The following is a 15,482-nucleotide window of genomic DNA, read 5'->3' as shown; positions in this document are numbered from 1 at the left end:
TCATGATTTCGCACGCGGCCCGCGCGGCACGCCGGGCGGCCCGGATGAGGGGTGGCCGCCGGGCGGACCGCGCGGGCAGGGCGAGGACCGCGGTGGCCTGCGAGCCAGTGCGGTGGTGAAGGACCCGCGTCCCCTTCTCGACCAGAGGGAAGGGCACCCGGTTCCGTCGCACCCACCGCGGTCCCACCCGGCCCCTCCCGGGGGGCCCACCCACCCCGTCCGGCGGCGCGAACGACCTGTCGCGCCCAGCCTCGCGCCGTCGGACGGCTACCAAGCGCTCCCCGCACCGGGGTCATGTCCCCCGGCGAGGGAGCGTTCGGCGTTGTCCAGCAGCTCTTTGTAGGTGAGCACCTCGACCCGGGTGACGTGCGAGTTGAAGGTCCGCAGGGCCTCGTTGACCTCGGATTCCGGGACGTCGGGGTGCAGACCGGGGTGACCGACGAGCACCAGCGCGCCGGCTCGCCGGGTCTCGATGCCGAACTCGTCACGGATACGGGCGCGGTGTTCGTCCAGTCCGACCAGGTAGTTGACGGCCTGACCGACGGCCTCGTGGACCTGCGCCGCGGGCACCCAGGCGTTGCGCTGGCGTTTGACCAGCGGGGGCCTGAGGCTCATGGCCCGCTTGAGCTCGACGATGTACAGCGCCCCGTCTGCGCGTATGAGTGGGATGTCCACCTCGTCCCCCGGCACCAGCCGACGCCGCGCGGCCTCGCCGACGAACCGGCCGCCGAAGATCCAGTGGTTCCCTTCGAGGGCGTGCTGGAGATCCGCCTCGGTAGCCGCACGGTCCTCCACGACAGCCCGCAGCGCCTTCAGCCGCTCGGCGCGACGCCGCAGCTCGGCGGCCCGCAGGACCAGCTGTCCCGCACGGTCGGCGGCGAGCAGGGAGACGGCCTGCGGAGAGCCGACGATCCTGCGCGCCGACTCGGCCGGGTCCGCGACGTCGATCCGGTCGCTCCGCATCAGCCGCTCCAGCCACAGCGAGATCTCGGCCGCCCCACGGGGGATCACATAGCGCCCCGGGCGTTCGTCGGGGGCACGCAGGAACGCGGCGTCCTCGCCCTGGAGCCGGAAGTGGTTCAGCGTCTCCTCGGCGCTCGCACCGGGATGATCCCTCAGATACGCCTCGCCCGCGGCGACCAGCCACTGGTGCATCGCCCGCAGGCTGCTCGCCACGAAGTCACGGGACCGTTCGCTGCGCGCCCCGTCCTGGAAGATCCGGTACCGCTCCTCGAAGTCCTGCTGGAGGACGCGGCCCTCCGCGTAGTCCAGCGAGTCCTGCAAGAGCCGGACGACGTGCCACTCCCCCGCCTCCGCCGCCGTGCCCCGGGCGGCCTCCATGAGCCTGACGAGTTCCTTGCCCTGTCTGCGTCGGCCGTGGCTGCCGCTGCCCATGTAGGTGAGGACCGCGTCCACCGCCGACCGCACGGAGTCGGCGGCGGCCACCGCGCGCACCTGCCCCAGCTGCCGCTCCAGCACCATGTCACTTCTCACGCTCATGGACGACAGTGTGGGGGCCGCCACCGACAGTCACCGTCCCGGCGTGCAGATCCGGTTCCCGCGCCGCAGGCTGAAGGCATGGCCAATCCGACCCACTACCCGCACATCGTGGTCCACCCCCCGGCCCTGGACGGTTCCCGGCGGGTCACCGAGGGGGACGTGACGCTGGGGATCGCCTCGCATCTCGACGACGTCGTGGAGATCCTGCGGCTGGCCGATCTGGACCGGATCGAGGTGGAGCAGAGCGACCTGATCGAATGGCAGGGCGGCGGCCCGGACGACTGGCCGGGGCTGTCGGAGCACGAGTGGTGACGGCGGCGCCTACGGCAGCGGTCGTAGACCGGGTGCGCAACCCTCAAATCAACCTCTGAAGAGTGCGGCGGAGGCTTCAACCACCCCGGCGCCAGGGCACATTAACGGCACACGGGGCCCGTCGGCACGGGGGCGACGGGCTCCGTACGGGGGTGTCTGATGAGCCGTACGACGTCCAATCCGCCGGACCCTTGCGCGGTCGCGCTGCTGCGCGGGGGCGACCGCGCCGCCCTCACCGTGGCCGTGCTCGGGATGCATCTGCGCGGCGCGGTCGAGGCGGGCCGGCCGGGCACTCTGCGCAAGACCGCGACCGGCGACGCCGGGACCTTCCGGTACCCGCTGGAGAAGGCGGTCCGTACCGCCCTCTACCGGCCGGCCGGACCCCGGGAGCTGCCCGGCCGCGCGGTGGTGCGGCGGGCCCTCGCCCGGATGCGGGCCGAGCTGGCGGCGGAGGGGCTGCTGCGGGTGCTGCCGCCCGGCCGCACCCGTGCCGCCCGCCGTCTGCTGGCGGACCTCCGCGAGCGCCGTCCGCTCCCCGAGGGACCGGACGGTCTGGCGGAGGACGAGGTGCTGCTCGCCGTCGCGCTGTACGGCGGCCGGGCCCTGACCGTCCTCGCACCGCGTTTCGCCCGGGAAGCGGGTCTCACCGGCCGGGGCGCGCTCGCGGACGAGGGCCGCTTCCCGTTCGGCCGGGGCACCGCCTTCCGGTACGTCGTGGGGGACGAGGCCGGCTACGGCGGCTGGGACGGCGGTGGCGGTGGGTACGGCGGGCACGGCCACGGGGGTCACGACTACGGGGGCGGGTGCGGCGGGGGCGGCGGGTCCGACTGAGGACCGGGCGGGCGCGCGTACGACGGGAGGGGCGGCCCGTCCGGATGACGGGCCGCCCCTGCGGCGCACGGTGGGTGCGACGGGTCAGACCTTCAGCGGCTTGACGGACGTCGGCGCGTGGCCGGGCTCGGTGGCCAGGTCCTCGAACTCGGTGATGTCGCTGATGTCCATGGTGCGGCTCATCGAGATGTTGGTGATCCGCTCCAGGATCGCCTCGACGACGACCGGCACCCGGTACTCGGCGGCCAGCTTCTTCGCCTGCTCGAAGGCGGCGCCGAGCTGGTCCGGCTCGGTGACCCGGATCGCCTTGCAGCCCAGCCCCTCGGCGACCTTGACGTGGTCGACGCCGTAGACCCCGATCTCGGGCGTGTTGATGTTCTCGAACTCCAGGTTGACCTGGAAGTCGATGTCCAGGCCGAGCTGCGCCTGCCGGATCAGGCCCAGGTAGGCGTTGTTCACCAGCACGTGGACGTACGGGATCCTGTGCTGCGCGGCGACCGCCAGCTCCTCGATCAGGAACTGGAAGTCGTAGTCGCCGGAGAGCGCGACGACCGGGGAGTCCGGGTCGGCCTTGGCGACGCCGATCGCCGCCGGGATGGTCCAGCCGAGCGGGCCGGCCTGGCCGCAGTTGATCCAGTGGCGCGGCTTGTAGACGTGCAGCATCTGCGCGCCGGCGATCTGCGAGAGGCCGATCGTGGTGACGTACCGGGTGTCCGGGCCGAAGGCCCTGTTCATCTCCTCGTACACGCGCTGCGGCTTCATCGGCACGTTGTCGAAGTGCGTACGGCGCAGCAGCGTGGCCTTGCGCTCCTGGGTGGCGGCGACCCAGTCGGAGCGGTCGGGGAGCCTGCCCTCGGCCTTCAGCTCCTTCGCCACCTCGACGAAGAGCTCCAGCGCGGCCTTGGCGTCGGAGACGACCCCGTAGTCCGGCGGGAATATCCTGCCGATCTGGGTGGGCTCGATGTCGACGTGGACGAACGTGCGGTCACCGCGGTAGACGTCGAGCTTGTAGCCGGTGTGGCGGTTGGCCCAGCGGTTGCCGATGCCGAGCACGAAGTCGGAGGCCAGGAAGGTGGCGTTGCCGTAGCGGTGCGAGGTCTGCACCCCGACCATGCCGGCGTTCAGCTCGTGGTCGTCGGGCACCGCGCCCCAGCCCATCAGGGTCGGGATGACCGGGGTCCGGGTCAGCTCGGCGAACTCCACCAGCAGGTCGGTGGCGTCGGCGCCGATGACACCGCCGCCGGCGACGATGACGGGGCGTTCCGACTCCAGAAGAAAGGTGATGGCCTTCTCGATCTGGGCCCGGGTCGCGGCCGGCTTGTAGACGGGCAGCGGCTCGTAGGTCTCCGGGTCGAACTCGATCTCGGTGAGCTGGACGTCGATCGGCAGGTCGATCAGGACGGGGCCGGGGCGGCCGGAGCGCATCAGGTGGAACGCCTGCTGGAAGACGCCGGGGACCTGCGCGGCCTCCAGGACGGTCACCGCCATCTTCGTCACCGGCCCCGCGATCGAGGCGATGTCGACGGCCTGGAAGTCCTCCTTGTGGATCACGTTGGTGGGCGCCTGGCCCGTGATGCACAGGATCGGGATCGAGTCGCCGATGGCGGAGTACAGGCCGGTGATCATGTCGGTGCCGGCCGGGCCGGAGGTGCCGATGCAGACACCGATGTTGCCCGGTGCGGTCCGGGTGTAGCCCTCGGCCATGTGCGAGGCGCCCTCGACGTGGCGGGCGAGGGTGTGGTTGATGCCGCCGCCCTCCTTGAGGGCCTTGTAGAACGGGTTGATCGCCGCGCCCGGCACACCGAAGGCGTCGGTGACGCCCTCGCGCTTGAGGATCTCAACTGCCGCGCGGGCAGCGGTCATACGAGCCATCGAGTACTCCTGCTTCGGCTGTCGGATGCGTACTCCCGTCGCGCCCCGCGGTGAGCACCCATGTTTTCCGTATAACGGAAACTCATTTCTGCTATCTGGAAGCAATGTAAAGGGGTGGGGCAAGGTCGTCAAGAGTGGTCCGGACACCGGCAAGCGCCGGACAGGAGCGGCCGGGGAGGAGCACCATGGGAGCGCCGTCCCGACGCGAGGCCTTGGAGTGGGCCATGCCCGAGAGCGTTCCCGTGCGTTGCCCGGCCTGCCGGCGCGCACACGTCTACACCGCGCCGGCGTATCCCTGCGCGTGCGGGGCACCGACCGTGCCCCGGCTGGATCCGGCGGCCGAACCGGCCGTGGCGGCGCACCGCGCCTGGGACGACGAGTGGCTCACCGTGTCGTGCGCCGCCTGCGGGCGCCTGGGCCACTGGCCCCACCCGGAACTGGGCTGCCCCTGCGGCACGGTCCTGCGCATTCCGGTGACGGGGGCGCGGGCGGCGGAACCGACAGCGGGGGCACAGGGACCGGCCGGGGCGTGGGGATCACCGGGGACACGGGGCCCTGCCGACGCCCAGGCCCCGACGGACCCACACGGACCCGCGAGCCCGCCCGGACCCGCCGGCGCGCACACACCCGACGGCGCGCGCGGGCCGTCCGGCCCGCCGGAACCCACCGGCACACGGGAACCGCGTGGCTCGACGGAACACAGCGCACGAGAACCGCGTGGCTCAACGGAACCCACCGACGCACGGGAACCGGCCGTGGTCCACCGGTCGCCCGGTCATCGGCCCCCGTTCCAGCCCCGCACCATCCGTACCGCCCGGGACGCCGTCACCACCGCCGCGCTGTACCTCCGCTGGCTCGGCTACCGGGACATCCGCCGGGCGGACCAGCGGCCGCCGAACGGCGTCGGGATCGCCGCCCGCGGGCTGCTCGCCCAGGTGGACCCGACCGTGTGGCCGGCCGGGCCGAGGGACGTGGAGTGCCTGTGGCTGACGGCGATGACCGAGTCCGCCGAGTGCGTGTACTTCTCCCTCGCCGGCTACACCGACGCCGCCCGGGCCGGCGCGGACGCCCTCGGCATCCCGCTGTTCGTGCTCGACCTCGCGGGGGTCCCGCAGCCGGTGAACGACCCCGCCGACGTCCTGCACACCACGGGCGCTCCGGAACGGGGAACGAGGGCACGGGACGGACAGGCCTGACCTTCTCACCTCTCGCGGTACGGCCCCGCACGTGCCCCTGCCGGCCGGCCCCGCCCGTGTGAGTCGCCCCCGGGCCGAGGGCGACGTCGAGGATCGGAAGCCGCCCACCCGACGACCCCCGGGCCGAGCGCGCCACCGACCGTGCGCTCGCCCGGGGACCGCCGTGGAACATTCAGCGCATGCTCGTTCCCGGCCGTTTCACACCCGCGATCACACCCCGTACGTGTCCCGCAGCTCCACCTTCCGGACCTTCCCGGACACCGTCATCGGGAAGGCGTCGAGGAGCTGGAGCCTGCTGGGGATCTTGTAGTGCGCGAGCCGCCCCGCGCAGAAGTCCCGCAGCTCCTCCAGTGTGAGGGGGTCGGCGGGGTCGCTCGGGATGACACAGGCGAGGACCTCCTCGCCGTACCGCTCGTGCGGCACCCCGACGACCTGGACGTCCCGGATCTTCGGATGGGCGTAGAGGAACTCCTCGATCTCGCGCGGGTAGATGTTCTCGCCACCCCGGATGATCATGTCCTTGATCCGGCCGACGATCTCGACGTACCCGTCCTCGCGCATCACCGCCAGGTCCCCGGTGTGCATCCAGCGGCCCGCGTCGATGGCCTCGGCCGTCTTCTCCGGCTCGTTCCAGTAGCCGAGCATCACGCTGTAGCCGCGCGTGCACAACTCCCCCGCCGTGCCCCGTGGCCGGGTGACCCCGGTGGCCGGGTCGACGACCTTGACCTCCAGGTGCGGCAGGACCCGGCCGACGGTGGCGGTGCGGTGCTCCAGGTCGTCCTCGATCCGTGTCTGCAACGACACCGGGGACGTCTCCGTCATGCCGTAGCAGATGGAGACCTGCTCCATGTGCATCTCGGCCACCACCCGCTTCATCACCTCCACCGGGCACGGGGAACCCGCCATGATGCCGGTGCGCAGGGTGGAGAGGTCGTAGGAGGCGAAGTCGGGGAGGTTCAGCTCCGCGATGAACATGGTCGGGACGCCGTACAGCGACGTGCACCGCTCCCGCTGCACCGCCTCCAGCGTGGCCGCCGGGTCGAAGGACGGCGCCGGTATGACCATGCAGGCGCCGTGCGAGGTGGCCGCCAGGTTGCCCATCACCATGCCGAAGCAGTGGTAGAAGGGGACCGGGATGCAGATGCGGTCCTGCTCGCTGTAGGCGATCGACTCCCCCACGAAGTAGCCGTTGTTGAGGATGTTGTGGTGGGAGAGGGTGGCGCCCTTCGGGAAGCCGGTCGTGCCCGAGGTGTACTGGATGTTGATCGGGTCGTCGCAGGACAGCTCCTCGTAGGTCACGTCGGGCGTCGCCCGCCGGAGCAGTGCGTCCCAGCTCGGGTCGCCGATGTACACGATCTCGCGCAACTCGGGGCAGTGTCCGCGCACTTGCTCGGCCATCGCCCGGTAGTCGCTCGTCCTGTGGCTGAGGGAGGCCACCAGCAGCGAGACGCCCGACTGCCTGAGGACGTACTCGGCCTCGTGGGTGCGGTAGGCCGGGTTGATGTTGACCATGATCGCGCCGACGCGTGCGGTGGCGTACTGCACCAGCACCCACTCCGGGCAGTTGACCGCCCAGATGCCCACCCGGTCGCCCTTGGTGACGCCACTGGCCACCAGGGCCTGTGCCAACTCCTCGACGGCCGCGCCGAATTCGGCGTAGGTCCAGCGCCGCCCGGACGGCATGTCGACCAGGGCCTCGCGGTCCGGCCAGGCCGCCACGGCCCGGTCCAGGTTGGCGCCGATGGTGTCGCCGAGCAGGACGGTGGGGCTCGTCCCGTGCGTGTACGAGAGCTGCGCGGTCACCGGAAGTCCTCCTCGCGGTACTCGTTCTCCGAGCCGGCCGCCGTGGCCTCGCGCAGCTCGATCCGGCGGATCTTCCCGGACACGGTCTTGGGCAGCGCGCCGAACTCCAGCCGGCGGATGCGCTTGTAGGGCGCGAGCACGTCACGGGAGTGCTCGAAGATGACCTTCGCGGTGTCCGGGCCGGGCTCCCAGCCCTCGGCGAGGACGACGTACGCCTTGGGCACCGCGAGCCGCAGTGCGTCCGGGGCGGGGACGACGGCCGCCTCGGCCACCGCCTCGTGCTCCAGCAGCGCGCTCTCCAGCTCGAACGGGCTCACCTTGTAGTCGGAGGCCTTGAAGACGTCGTCGCTGCGCCCGATGTAAGTGAGGTATCCCTCCTCGTCCCTGGTGGCGATGTCCCCGGTGCGGTAGTAGCCGCCCGCCATGGCCTCCGCCGTGCGGTCCGGGTCGCCGTGGTAGCCGGTCATCAGGCCGACCGGGCGCTCGGCGAGGTCGAGCGCGATCTCGCCCTCGGTCGCGCCGGGCGCGCCGGAGACCGGGTCCAGGAGTTCCACCCGGAAGCCGGGGCTGGGGCGGCCCATGGAACCGGTCTTCAGCGGCTGGCCGGGGCTGTTGGAGACCTGCACGGCCGTCTCGGTCTGCCCGAAGCCGTCCCGGACGGACACCCCCCAGGCGCGCCGGACCTGCTCGATGACCTCGGGGTTGAGCGGCTCGCCGGCGGCCACGATCTCGCGGGGCGGGGTGCGCAGCTGCCCGAGGTCGGCCTGGATCAGCATCCGCCACACGGTCGGCGGGGCGCAGAAGGTGGTGACGCCGGCGCGGTCCATCTCGGCCATCAGCCGGGCCGCGTCGAAGCGGGTGTAGTTGAAGACGAAGACGGTCGCCTCCGCGTTCCACGGCGCGAAGAGGTTGGACCAGGCGTGCTTGGCCCAGCCGGGCGAGGAGATGTTCAGGTGGACGTCGCCGGGCTTGAGGCCGATCCAGTACATGGTGGCCAGGTGCCCGACCGGGTACGAGGTGTGGGTGTGCTCGACCAGCTTGGGGCGGGCGGTCGTCCCGGAGGTGAAGTACAGCATGAGCGGGTCGTCGGCCAGCGTCGGGCCGTCCGGGACGAAGTCGGCGGGGGCCGCGTAGGCGTCCTCGTACGGCTCCCAGCCCTCCTGCGGCAGGCCGCCGACGGAGATCCTGGTGTAGGCGCCGGGCACGTCGGCGAACTTGGCGGTGTCCTCCGCCCGGACGACGACGTGTTTCACCCGGCCCCGCTCCACCCGGTCGGCGAGGTCGGCCGGCCCGAGCAGCGGGGTGGCCGGGATGACGACCGCGCGCAGCTTCATCGCGGCCAGCGCGGTCTCCCACAGCTCGGCCTGGTTGCCGAGCATGACGAGGACGCGGTCCTCGGCGGCGACCCCGCGCTCGCGCAGCCACCGGGCCACCCGGTTCGACCGTTCGGACAGCTCCGCGAAGGAGAGCCGGGTCTCGGTGCCGTCCTCCTCGACGATGTGCAGCGCGGTGCGGTCGTTGCCGTCGGCGATCTCGTCGAACCAGTCCAGCGCCCAGTTGAAGTGCTCGGGCCGGGGCCAGCGGAAGCCCTCGTAGGCGGTGGCGTAGTCCTCTCGGTGTTCCAGCAGGAAGTCCCGTGCCCTGCGGAACATCTCCGTCGCCGTCGTCATCGGTTTTCCTCCTATGCTCCGGACCATTGCCGGGCGGCTCTCTGGCATCGTCTAATCCGTGATGCGGGTCTCACTACCCCCGAACGGGGGTGTGGGCGGCCGAAAGGGCGAACGGTGACGGCGGACGCGGTGGGGGCGGTGGAGATCGGGGGCGCGCTGGCCCGGCTGCGGCGGGCGACGGGACTCCCCGTGGCCTTCGGCGGCCTGGTGGAGTCCGGCCGGCCGCAGATCCGGATCAGCGAGCTGAGCGGCACGACCACGGCCGCGCTGCGCTCGCTCGCGGTGACCTCCGGCAGCGGGCTCGGCGGCAAGGCGGTGGCGCTGGCCCGGCCGTGCGCGGTGACCGACTACTCCAGCTCACGGCAGATCAGCCACGAGTACGACGTACCGGTGGCCGCCGAGGGCATCCGCGCGGTGCTCGCCGTGCCGGTGGTGGTGCGCCGCCGGGTGCGCGGGGTGCTGTACGGCGCACTGCGCTCGGCCCGGCCGCTCGGTGACCGCACGCTGGGCGCGGCGGTGGCGGTGGCGCGGGACGTGGAGCAGACGCTCGTGGTGCGGGACGAGGCGCGGGAGTTGCTGGCGGCGGCCCGGCCCGAGCGGACCGGCCCCGACGACGGTGCCGTGTGGGAACAGGTGCGCGAGGCGCACGCGGCGCTGCGGGCGCTGGCCCCCCGGATCACCGATCCGCGGCTGCGGGCCGAACTGCTGGCCGCGTGCGGGCTGCTGACCGCGCCGCCGCGAGCCGGGGGCGTGACCCTGGCGCCACGCGAGGTGGACGTGCTGTCCTGGGTGGCGGCGGGGGCCACCAACGCGGCGGTGGCCGAGCGGCTGGGCATCGGCTCGGAGACGGTCAAGGGGTATCTGCGTTCGGCGATGCGGAAGCTGGGCGCGCACACACGAGGGGAGGCGGTGACCGCGGCGCGCAGGGCGGGACTGCTGCCGTAGCCCGAGGCCGGCCAGGAAACCTGACGGTCATGAAACCCGTCGGTCAGGAAACCTGACCATTCATCCGGCGCAACTTTGAATTTCCCTCTGCTTGACCGTTTGTTATTTCCCTCACCAGGGCTTCCGTCCGAATTTCAAGGATCGTTGCCTAGAATTTGGTCCGGACACGACACGAGGGGAGCGGTGACCGTGCGACGGGACTTCCAGGAGCCTGCCAGGTGCCGCCCCGACCTGGTCATCGGCCGCGAGGAGCTGTTCGCGTCCGCGCGTGAGCAACTCGCCTCCGGGGGCAGTGTGCTGCTCCACGGCCCCGCGGGAATTGGGAAATCCACCGTCCTGCGGGCATTGGCCGAGGAATACGGCGCCACCGCGCGCACGGTCTTGCGCTGCTCCGCGACCGAGTCCGAATCCCACCTCCCCTTCCTCGCGCTCGCCGACCTCCTCGGCCTGGTGCTCGACGAGGTCTCCCCACGGCTGCCCGCCGCCCAGCGCACCGCCCTGGAGTCGGCGCTCACCGGCCGCGGCGAGTCCAGCCTCCAGCGCGACGGACTCGCCCTGCGCCTGGCCGTGCTGTCCGCGCTGCGCGCCCTCGCCGCCCACGGCCCCGTCCTGGTCGTCGCCGACGACCTCCAGTGGCTGGACCCGGCCAGCGCGGAACTCCTCGGCTTCGCCGCCCGGCGCCTGGAGGGCACCCCGGTGCAACTGCTGTGCGCGGTCCGCACGGAGGGCCGGCAGAGCCAGGAGTACGACCGCCACCTGCGCGCCTGCCCGCCGGGCACCCTCGCGGTCCGGCTGGGCCCGCTCTCCCGCACCCAGGTCGCCGAGCTGCTCGACCACCGCGGCCACGGCTGCCTGTCCCGCTCCACGGTCCGCGAGATCCACCGCACCAGCGGCGGCAACCCGCTCTTCGCCCTGGAGCTGGGCCGCGCCCTCGCCGACAGCCCCACCCCGCCCCGGCCGGGCGAGCCGCTGCCCGTGCCGACCTCGCTGCGCGCCCTGGTGCTCAGCCGGCTGGACATGCTCTCGGTGGAGGCCCGCCGCACCCTGCTGGTGGCCAGTGCCGGCGCCCGCCCCACCCCGGCCCTGCTGCACGCGGCCGGCCGGGAGAACGCCGAGGCCGAGTGCGCCCAGGCCGCCGAACTCGGGCTGCTGGCCACCGAGCCGGACGCCCCGGCCGTGCGGTTCGCGCACCCGCTGATATCCGCCGCGCTGTACGCGGAGGCGCCCGCCCACGAACGGCGGGCCGCCCACGCGGCGCTGTCCACCGCAGCCTCCGACCCGATCGAACGGGCCCGGCACCTGGCCCTGGCCACCACCGGCACCGACCCGGAGGTCGCCGCCCGGCTCGCCGAGGCCGCCGCCCTCGCCCGGGACCGCGGAGCGCCCTCGGTCGCCGCCCAGCTGGGGCTGCTCGCCGCCCGGCACACCCCGGCCGACGGCACCCCCAGCCCGGAGGAACGCCGGCTGACGGCCGCCGAGGACGCGATCACCGCCGGCGAGGTCGACCTGGCCCGGGACATCGCCCGGGAGGTACTGGCCCGGGCGACCGTGCCCGCCGACCGGGTGCGGGCCTGGATGATCGTCATCGACACCGCCGGCCACACCATGGCCGAGGTCGACGCCGTCTTCCCGCAGGCCCTCGCCGACGCCGGCGACGACCCCCGGCTGCTCGCCCTGGTCCACTACCAGCTGGCCTGGCGCGCGCTCATCGTGGAGGGCGACTTCACCGAGGCCCGGCAGGCCGCCGCGCACGCCGCCGAGCTGGCCGCCCGCGGCGCGGACCGGCGCACCGAGCTGCTCTCCCTCGCCTTCCAGGCGCAGACCGAGACCCTGATGGGCCATCCGGAGGCGCCCCGCACCATCAAGCGGGCCCTGAAGGAGCCCCAGGACCCCCGGGTGGCGTGGCATCACAACGGCGCGGGCAGCGCCCGGTTCCGCTGGCTGGTCATGGGCGACCAGCTGGCCGAGGCCCGGGCCACCGTCACGGCGCTGCTGCGCGAGGTGCGTCGGCGCGGCTCGGTGGAGAGCGAGGTGCATTTCCTGCGCGGCCTCGCCGAGACCGAGCTGCGCGCCGGGCACTGCGGGCGTGCCCTGGAACTGGCCCGCGACAGCCTGCGGCTCGCCCGGGACTCCGGGATCGGCGAGACCGCCTCGGCGATGCTCACCTCGCTCGCCGAGGCCTCCGGCGGCGATGTGGACCGCGCCCTGGCCCTCGCCCGGGAGGCGGTGGACCACGCCGAGGAGGACGGTGACCAGATGTACCTGTCCCGCGCGCTGGGCGCCCTCGGGTACGCCCAGCTCGTGGCCGGGGACCCGGCGGGCACCGTGCGCTCGCTGCGCCGGGTGCGCACCCTGGAGCTGGGCCTCGGCATCACCGACCCGGCCCGGGGCCGCTGGCAGGGCGACCTCGCCGAGGCACTGGTGCGGACCGGTGAGGTGGCCGAGGCGCAGGACGTCATCGACGTCAGCCGGGAACACGCGCTGCGGCTCGGCCGGGAGAGCGTCCTCGCCGTGCTCGACCGCTCCGAGGCGCTGGTGCGCGCCGCCCGCGGCGACCTGGAGGCCGCGCTCGCCCAGCTGACGTCCGCTCAGGACCGGCTCGGCAAGCTCGGCTACGGCCTGGAGGAGGCTCGGGCCGCGTTCGCGCTGGCCCGGCTGCGGGGCGGCCCGGGGCCGTCACCCGCGGTGTTCGACGAGGCCACCCGGATGTTCCGGCGCTGCCGGGCGCTGCCCTGGCTGCGCCAAGTGGACGAATCCCCGGCCACCGACGGTCCGGAACCGGCACCGGCCGTGCCGGAGGCGCCGGCCGCGCTGCACGCGCTGGCCGCGATGGAGCGTCAGGTCGCCGCGCTCGTCATGGAGGGCGCCACCAACCGGGAGATCGCGGCCCGGCTGTTCATCAGCGTGAAGACGGTGGAGGCGACCCTGACGCGGGTCTACCGCAAGCTGGGGATCCGCTCGCGGGTGGACATCGTCCGATTGGCGGCAGGTCACCGCGCGCCCTGAGCGGTGCTCTTGTTAACTGAACCGGACCGAGGGTTTTCCCTCACCCAACCCCCTAGGGGGTTCCCTCATTGGGAGCCGAGGGTGCCGGGTCCTAGCGTAATGGGCGTGCCGCTCGCCCGGGCACATGGGGGTCGGTCCCGCGACCCCCATGCAAACCCCCCACACAGACCCGCGCGACCCCCCACCGGTGCAACCCCCACTGAGGAGACTCATGTTCGGGCTCACACGTGCAAGAAAGACCGCCGCGACCGTGGTGGCCACCGCCGCCGCGGCGGCGTCCGCGCTGCTCGCCTCCCCCACGGCGAGCGCCGCGCCTCAGCCCATCGTCGGCGGTACGACCACCACGACGACCGCGTACCCGTTCATGATGCAGATCACGGACGCGTCCCAGAACCAGTTCTGCGGCGGCACCCTGGTGGCGCCCAGGAAGGTGGTGACGGCGGCGCACTGCATGGTCGGCGAGACCACGAGCAGCGTTCGCGTGGTCGGCGGCCGGACCTACCTCAACGGCACCAACGGCACGGTGAGCCGGGTCAGCAACATCTGGATCAACCCGGACTACACGGACGCCACCAACGGCGACGACGTGGCCGTGCTGACCCTCTCGACGTCGATGCCGTACACCACGGCGAAGTACGTCTCCTCCTCCCAGACGGGCGTGTACGCGGCCGGCACCACCGCCCGCATCCTCGGCTGGGGGACCACCTCGGAGAACGGCGGCTCCTCCAACCAGTTGCGGACCGCGACCGTCCCGGTCGTGTCCGACTCCAGCTGCCGATCCTCCTACGGTTCGGACTTCGTCCAGTCCGACATGGTCTGCGCCGGATACACGTCCGGCGGCGTTGACACCTGCCAGGGCGACAGCGGCGGTCCCCTGCTCATCGGGGGCGTCCTGGCAGGGATCACTTCCTGGGGCGAGGGGTGCGCGGAGGCCGGTTACCCGGGTGTCTACACCCGGCTGACCACCTTCTCGAACCTGGTGACCGCGCAGGTCAACTCGTGACCCGGAAGACTTCCCGAGCACCCCTCGGGTGACGGCCGGGGGGGGGGGGGGGGGGGGCCCCCCCCCCCCCCCCCCCCCCCCCCCCCCCCTCTCCACCGCTCCGGTCGCGCCGACGGCCGCCCTCACCGCCGTACGACGTCCCCGAACCGGATGTCGTGCGTGGCGCCCGGGTGCATGACCGCGAGCATCCGCTCCCCCTCCGCGGTCACCTCCTCCCGCCGCGCCCTGCTCAGCCCGGCGAAGGTCTCGATGACGAGGGTGCCGCCGTCGAGCTTCCACAGACCGGCCAGGAAACCGTCGACCAGCAGGGTGCGGTGGGCCTGGTTGCCCTGCCAGTGCCGGCCGCGATGCGCGGGCGGTACGACACGGGTGCGGTCGGCGTGGCCGAGCAGGAGGTTGTCGAACTCGGGCAGGAAGCGGGGCGGTGCGGGGGTGGCCGCGTCGGGGCGCGGGGCGTCGGGGAGGTCGAAGAGTTCGACGCCGTCCGGGTCACGGAAGGTCAGCAGCCGGGGGCGCAGGCGTTCGAAGGCGGGCTTGAGGCGGGTGAGCCCGGCCCAGGTCTGCATGTCCCGCACGGAGGCGGGGCCGAAGGCCGCGAGATAGCGCAGGATCACGGCGTCCGGCGTGGGGGCGGGTCCGGCGGGGCGGCCCAGCCAGTGCTCGGCGGTGGTGAGGGCGACCTGGCCGCTCTCGTCCCACAGACCGCGCGGGGTCACCTGGACGAGCGGGAGCGTGCAGCGGGCCGCGACGGCGAGGGCCCGCGGGTCGGCGTCCGGCCACTCGGCGCCGAGCGCCGCGCGCAACTGGGCCATGGTCCGCGGCTCGGCCTCCACCAGTTCCCGGGCGACGGCCGCGAGCCGGTCCAGGTCGACGCCGGTCAGCCCCGCGCGGAAGTTCCCCAGCTCCCGGTCGCGGGCCGGCTGGACGAAGGGCCGCAGGGTGAGGCAGTCGTCGGCGGTGTGGGTGTGGATCGTGGAGCGCAGCGTGACGATCCGGGCCACGTCCCGGCCGGCCATGAGCGTGGCCAACCGCTCCGGCGTGAACCCGTCGAGGCGGGCGGCGAGGGCGTAGTACGGGGGTCTGGTGTTCTGCGCCTGGAGCCCGAGGAGATGACTCACCGCGTCCCCGGCCGACCGCGCGGACCGGCTCAGCAGCAGCTGCCGGGCGAGGGTGGCGCGGTTCAGCGCACGGACGTCCATCACCGGGGCGCTTCCCGCACCGCTCCGGACACTGCTCTGCTCACCGCTGCTCTGGGTCATGGGCGCACGCTAACGCCCTTCGCGGACAACGCCTGTCCGCGATGCCCCGCGGTTGTCCCTCCGCCGCCGGCTGTGGTGTCGTACC

The 15,482-nt window shown here is 73.1% G+C and carries 11 protein-coding genes; 6 read left to right on the top strand and 5 right to left on the bottom strand.

Going from position 1 to position 15,482, the window contains the following annotated elements:
* Positions 1-267: 267 nt before the first annotated feature.
* Entirely contained in the window at positions 268-1,500 is a 1,233-nt protein-coding gene (locus tag ACH4LD_RS06525) for a Shedu anti-phage system protein SduA domain-containing protein (protein ID WP_398054259.1), read from the bottom strand.
* 78 nt (positions 1,501-1,578) lie between these two features.
* Here ACH4LD_RS06525 and ACH4LD_RS06520 point away from each other — a divergent pair, with 78 nt between their 5' ends.
* Both ACH4LD_RS06520 and ACH4LD_RS06515 read left to right on the top strand, forming a co-directional pair.
* Entirely contained in the window at positions 1,579-1,812 is a 234-nt protein-coding gene (locus ACH4LD_RS06520) for a hypothetical protein (RefSeq protein WP_103811724.1), read from the top strand.
* A gap of 159 nt (positions 1,813-1,971) precedes the next feature.
* Complete coding sequence (locus ACH4LD_RS06515) at positions 1,972-2,643, top strand: TIGR04222 domain-containing membrane protein (protein ID WP_132783075.1); 672 nt, start codon at positions 1,972-1,974, stop codon at positions 2,641-2,643.
* A gap of 84 nt (positions 2,644-2,727) precedes the next feature.
* On the opposite strand, the gene gcl is transcribed toward ACH4LD_RS06515, so the two are convergent.
* Positions 2,728-4,515: a glyoxylate carboligase gene (gcl, locus tag ACH4LD_RS06510; protein ID WP_398054260.1), complete on the bottom strand. Its 1,788-nt coding sequence runs from the start codon at positions 4,513-4,515 to the stop codon at positions 2,728-2,730.
* A gap of 755 nt (positions 4,516-5,270) precedes the next feature.
* On the opposite strand from gcl, the gene ACH4LD_RS06505 reads away from it, so the two are divergent.
* The gene (locus tag ACH4LD_RS06505; RefSeq protein ID WP_398054261.1) at positions 5,271-5,711 is read left to right on the top strand and encodes a hypothetical protein; all 441 of its coding nucleotides are present in this window, start codon (positions 5,271-5,273) and stop codon (positions 5,709-5,711) included.
* Between the two features lie 210 nt (positions 5,712-5,921).
* On the opposite strand, the gene ACH4LD_RS06500 is transcribed toward ACH4LD_RS06505, so the two are convergent.
* Together ACH4LD_RS06500 and ACH4LD_RS06495 are read right to left on the bottom strand one after the other, a co-directional pair.
* Complete coding sequence (locus tag ACH4LD_RS06500; protein WP_398054262.1) at positions 5,922-7,514, bottom strand: AMP-binding protein; 1,593 nt, start codon at positions 7,512-7,514, stop codon at positions 5,922-5,924.
* On the bottom strand, positions 7,511-9,184 hold the full coding sequence (locus ACH4LD_RS06495; RefSeq protein WP_398054263.1) for an AMP-binding protein: 1,674 nt from the start codon (positions 9,182-9,184) through the stop codon (positions 7,511-7,513). Before ACH4LD_RS06495 ends, ACH4LD_RS06500 begins: the two co-directional genes overlap by 4 nt.
* Positions 9,185-9,298: 114 nt before the next feature.
* Between ACH4LD_RS06495 and ACH4LD_RS06490 the strand changes: the two genes are divergently transcribed.
* The 3 genes from ACH4LD_RS06490 to ACH4LD_RS06480 all read left to right on the top strand — a co-directional run bounded on the left by ACH4LD_RS06490 (position 9,299) and on the right by ACH4LD_RS06480 (position 14,138).
* A complete protein-coding gene (locus ACH4LD_RS06490) occupies positions 9,299-10,129 on the top strand; it encodes a response regulator transcription factor (protein ID WP_398054264.1) in 831 nt (276 codons plus the stop codon).
* Between the two features lie 183 nt (positions 10,130-10,312).
* Positions 10,313-13,135: an ATP-binding protein gene (locus ACH4LD_RS06485; RefSeq protein WP_398054265.1), complete on the top strand. Its 2,823-nt coding sequence runs from the start codon at positions 10,313-10,315 to the stop codon at positions 13,133-13,135.
* A 211-nt stretch (positions 13,136-13,346) separates the two neighbouring features.
* Entirely contained in the window at positions 13,347-14,138 is a 792-nt protein-coding gene (locus tag ACH4LD_RS06480) for a trypsin-like serine protease (RefSeq protein WP_103811716.1), read from the top strand.
* 122 nt (positions 14,139-14,260) lie between these two features.
* Here the strand turns inward: ACH4LD_RS06480 and ACH4LD_RS06475 are convergent, their stop codons facing one another.
* The gene (locus ACH4LD_RS06475) at positions 14,261-15,397 is read right to left on the bottom strand and encodes a winged helix DNA-binding domain-containing protein (protein ID WP_398054266.1); all 1,137 of its coding nucleotides are present in this window, start codon (positions 15,395-15,397) and stop codon (positions 14,261-14,263) included.
* Between the last annotated feature and the right edge of the window lie 85 nt (positions 15,398-15,482).

The organism is Streptomyces sp. NPDC017676 (assembly GCF_044329325.1).
In the GTDB taxonomy this organism is placed as follows: domain Bacteria; phylum Actinomycetota; class Actinomycetes; order Streptomycetales; family Streptomycetaceae; genus Streptomyces.
Note: the sequence above shows the minus strand (reverse complement) of the source record. Positions and strands in the feature narration are given on the sequence as shown.

What these genes read in the sequence shown, in the direction of transcription:
- ACH4LD_RS06525 (WP_398054259.1), bottom strand. Translation starts at nt 1,500, where the DNA reads ATGAGCGTGAGAAGTGACATGGTGCTGGAGCGGCAGCTGGGGCAGGTG.
- ACH4LD_RS06520 (WP_103811724.1), top strand. Translation starts at nt 1,579, where the DNA reads ATGGCCAATCCGACCCACTACCCGCACATCGTGGTCCACCCCCCGGCC.
- ACH4LD_RS06515 (WP_132783075.1), top strand. Translation starts at nt 1,972, where the DNA reads ATGAGCCGTACGACGTCCAATCCGCCGGACCCTTGCGCGGTCGCGCTG.
- gcl (WP_398054260.1), bottom strand. Translation starts at nt 4,515, where the DNA reads ATGGCTCGTATGACCGCTGCCCGCGCGGCAGTTGAGATCCTCAAGCGC.
- ACH4LD_RS06495 (WP_398054263.1), bottom strand. Translation starts at nt 9,184, where the DNA reads ATGACGACGGCGACGGAGATGTTCCGCAGGGCACGGGACTTCCTGCTG.
- ACH4LD_RS06480 (WP_103811716.1), top strand. Translation starts at nt 13,347, where the DNA reads ATGTTCGGGCTCACACGTGCAAGAAAGACCGCCGCGACCGTGGTGGCC.
- ACH4LD_RS06475 (WP_398054266.1), bottom strand. Translation starts at nt 15,397, where the DNA reads ATGACCCAGAGCAGCGGTGAGCAGAGCAGTGTCCGGAGCGGTGCGGGA.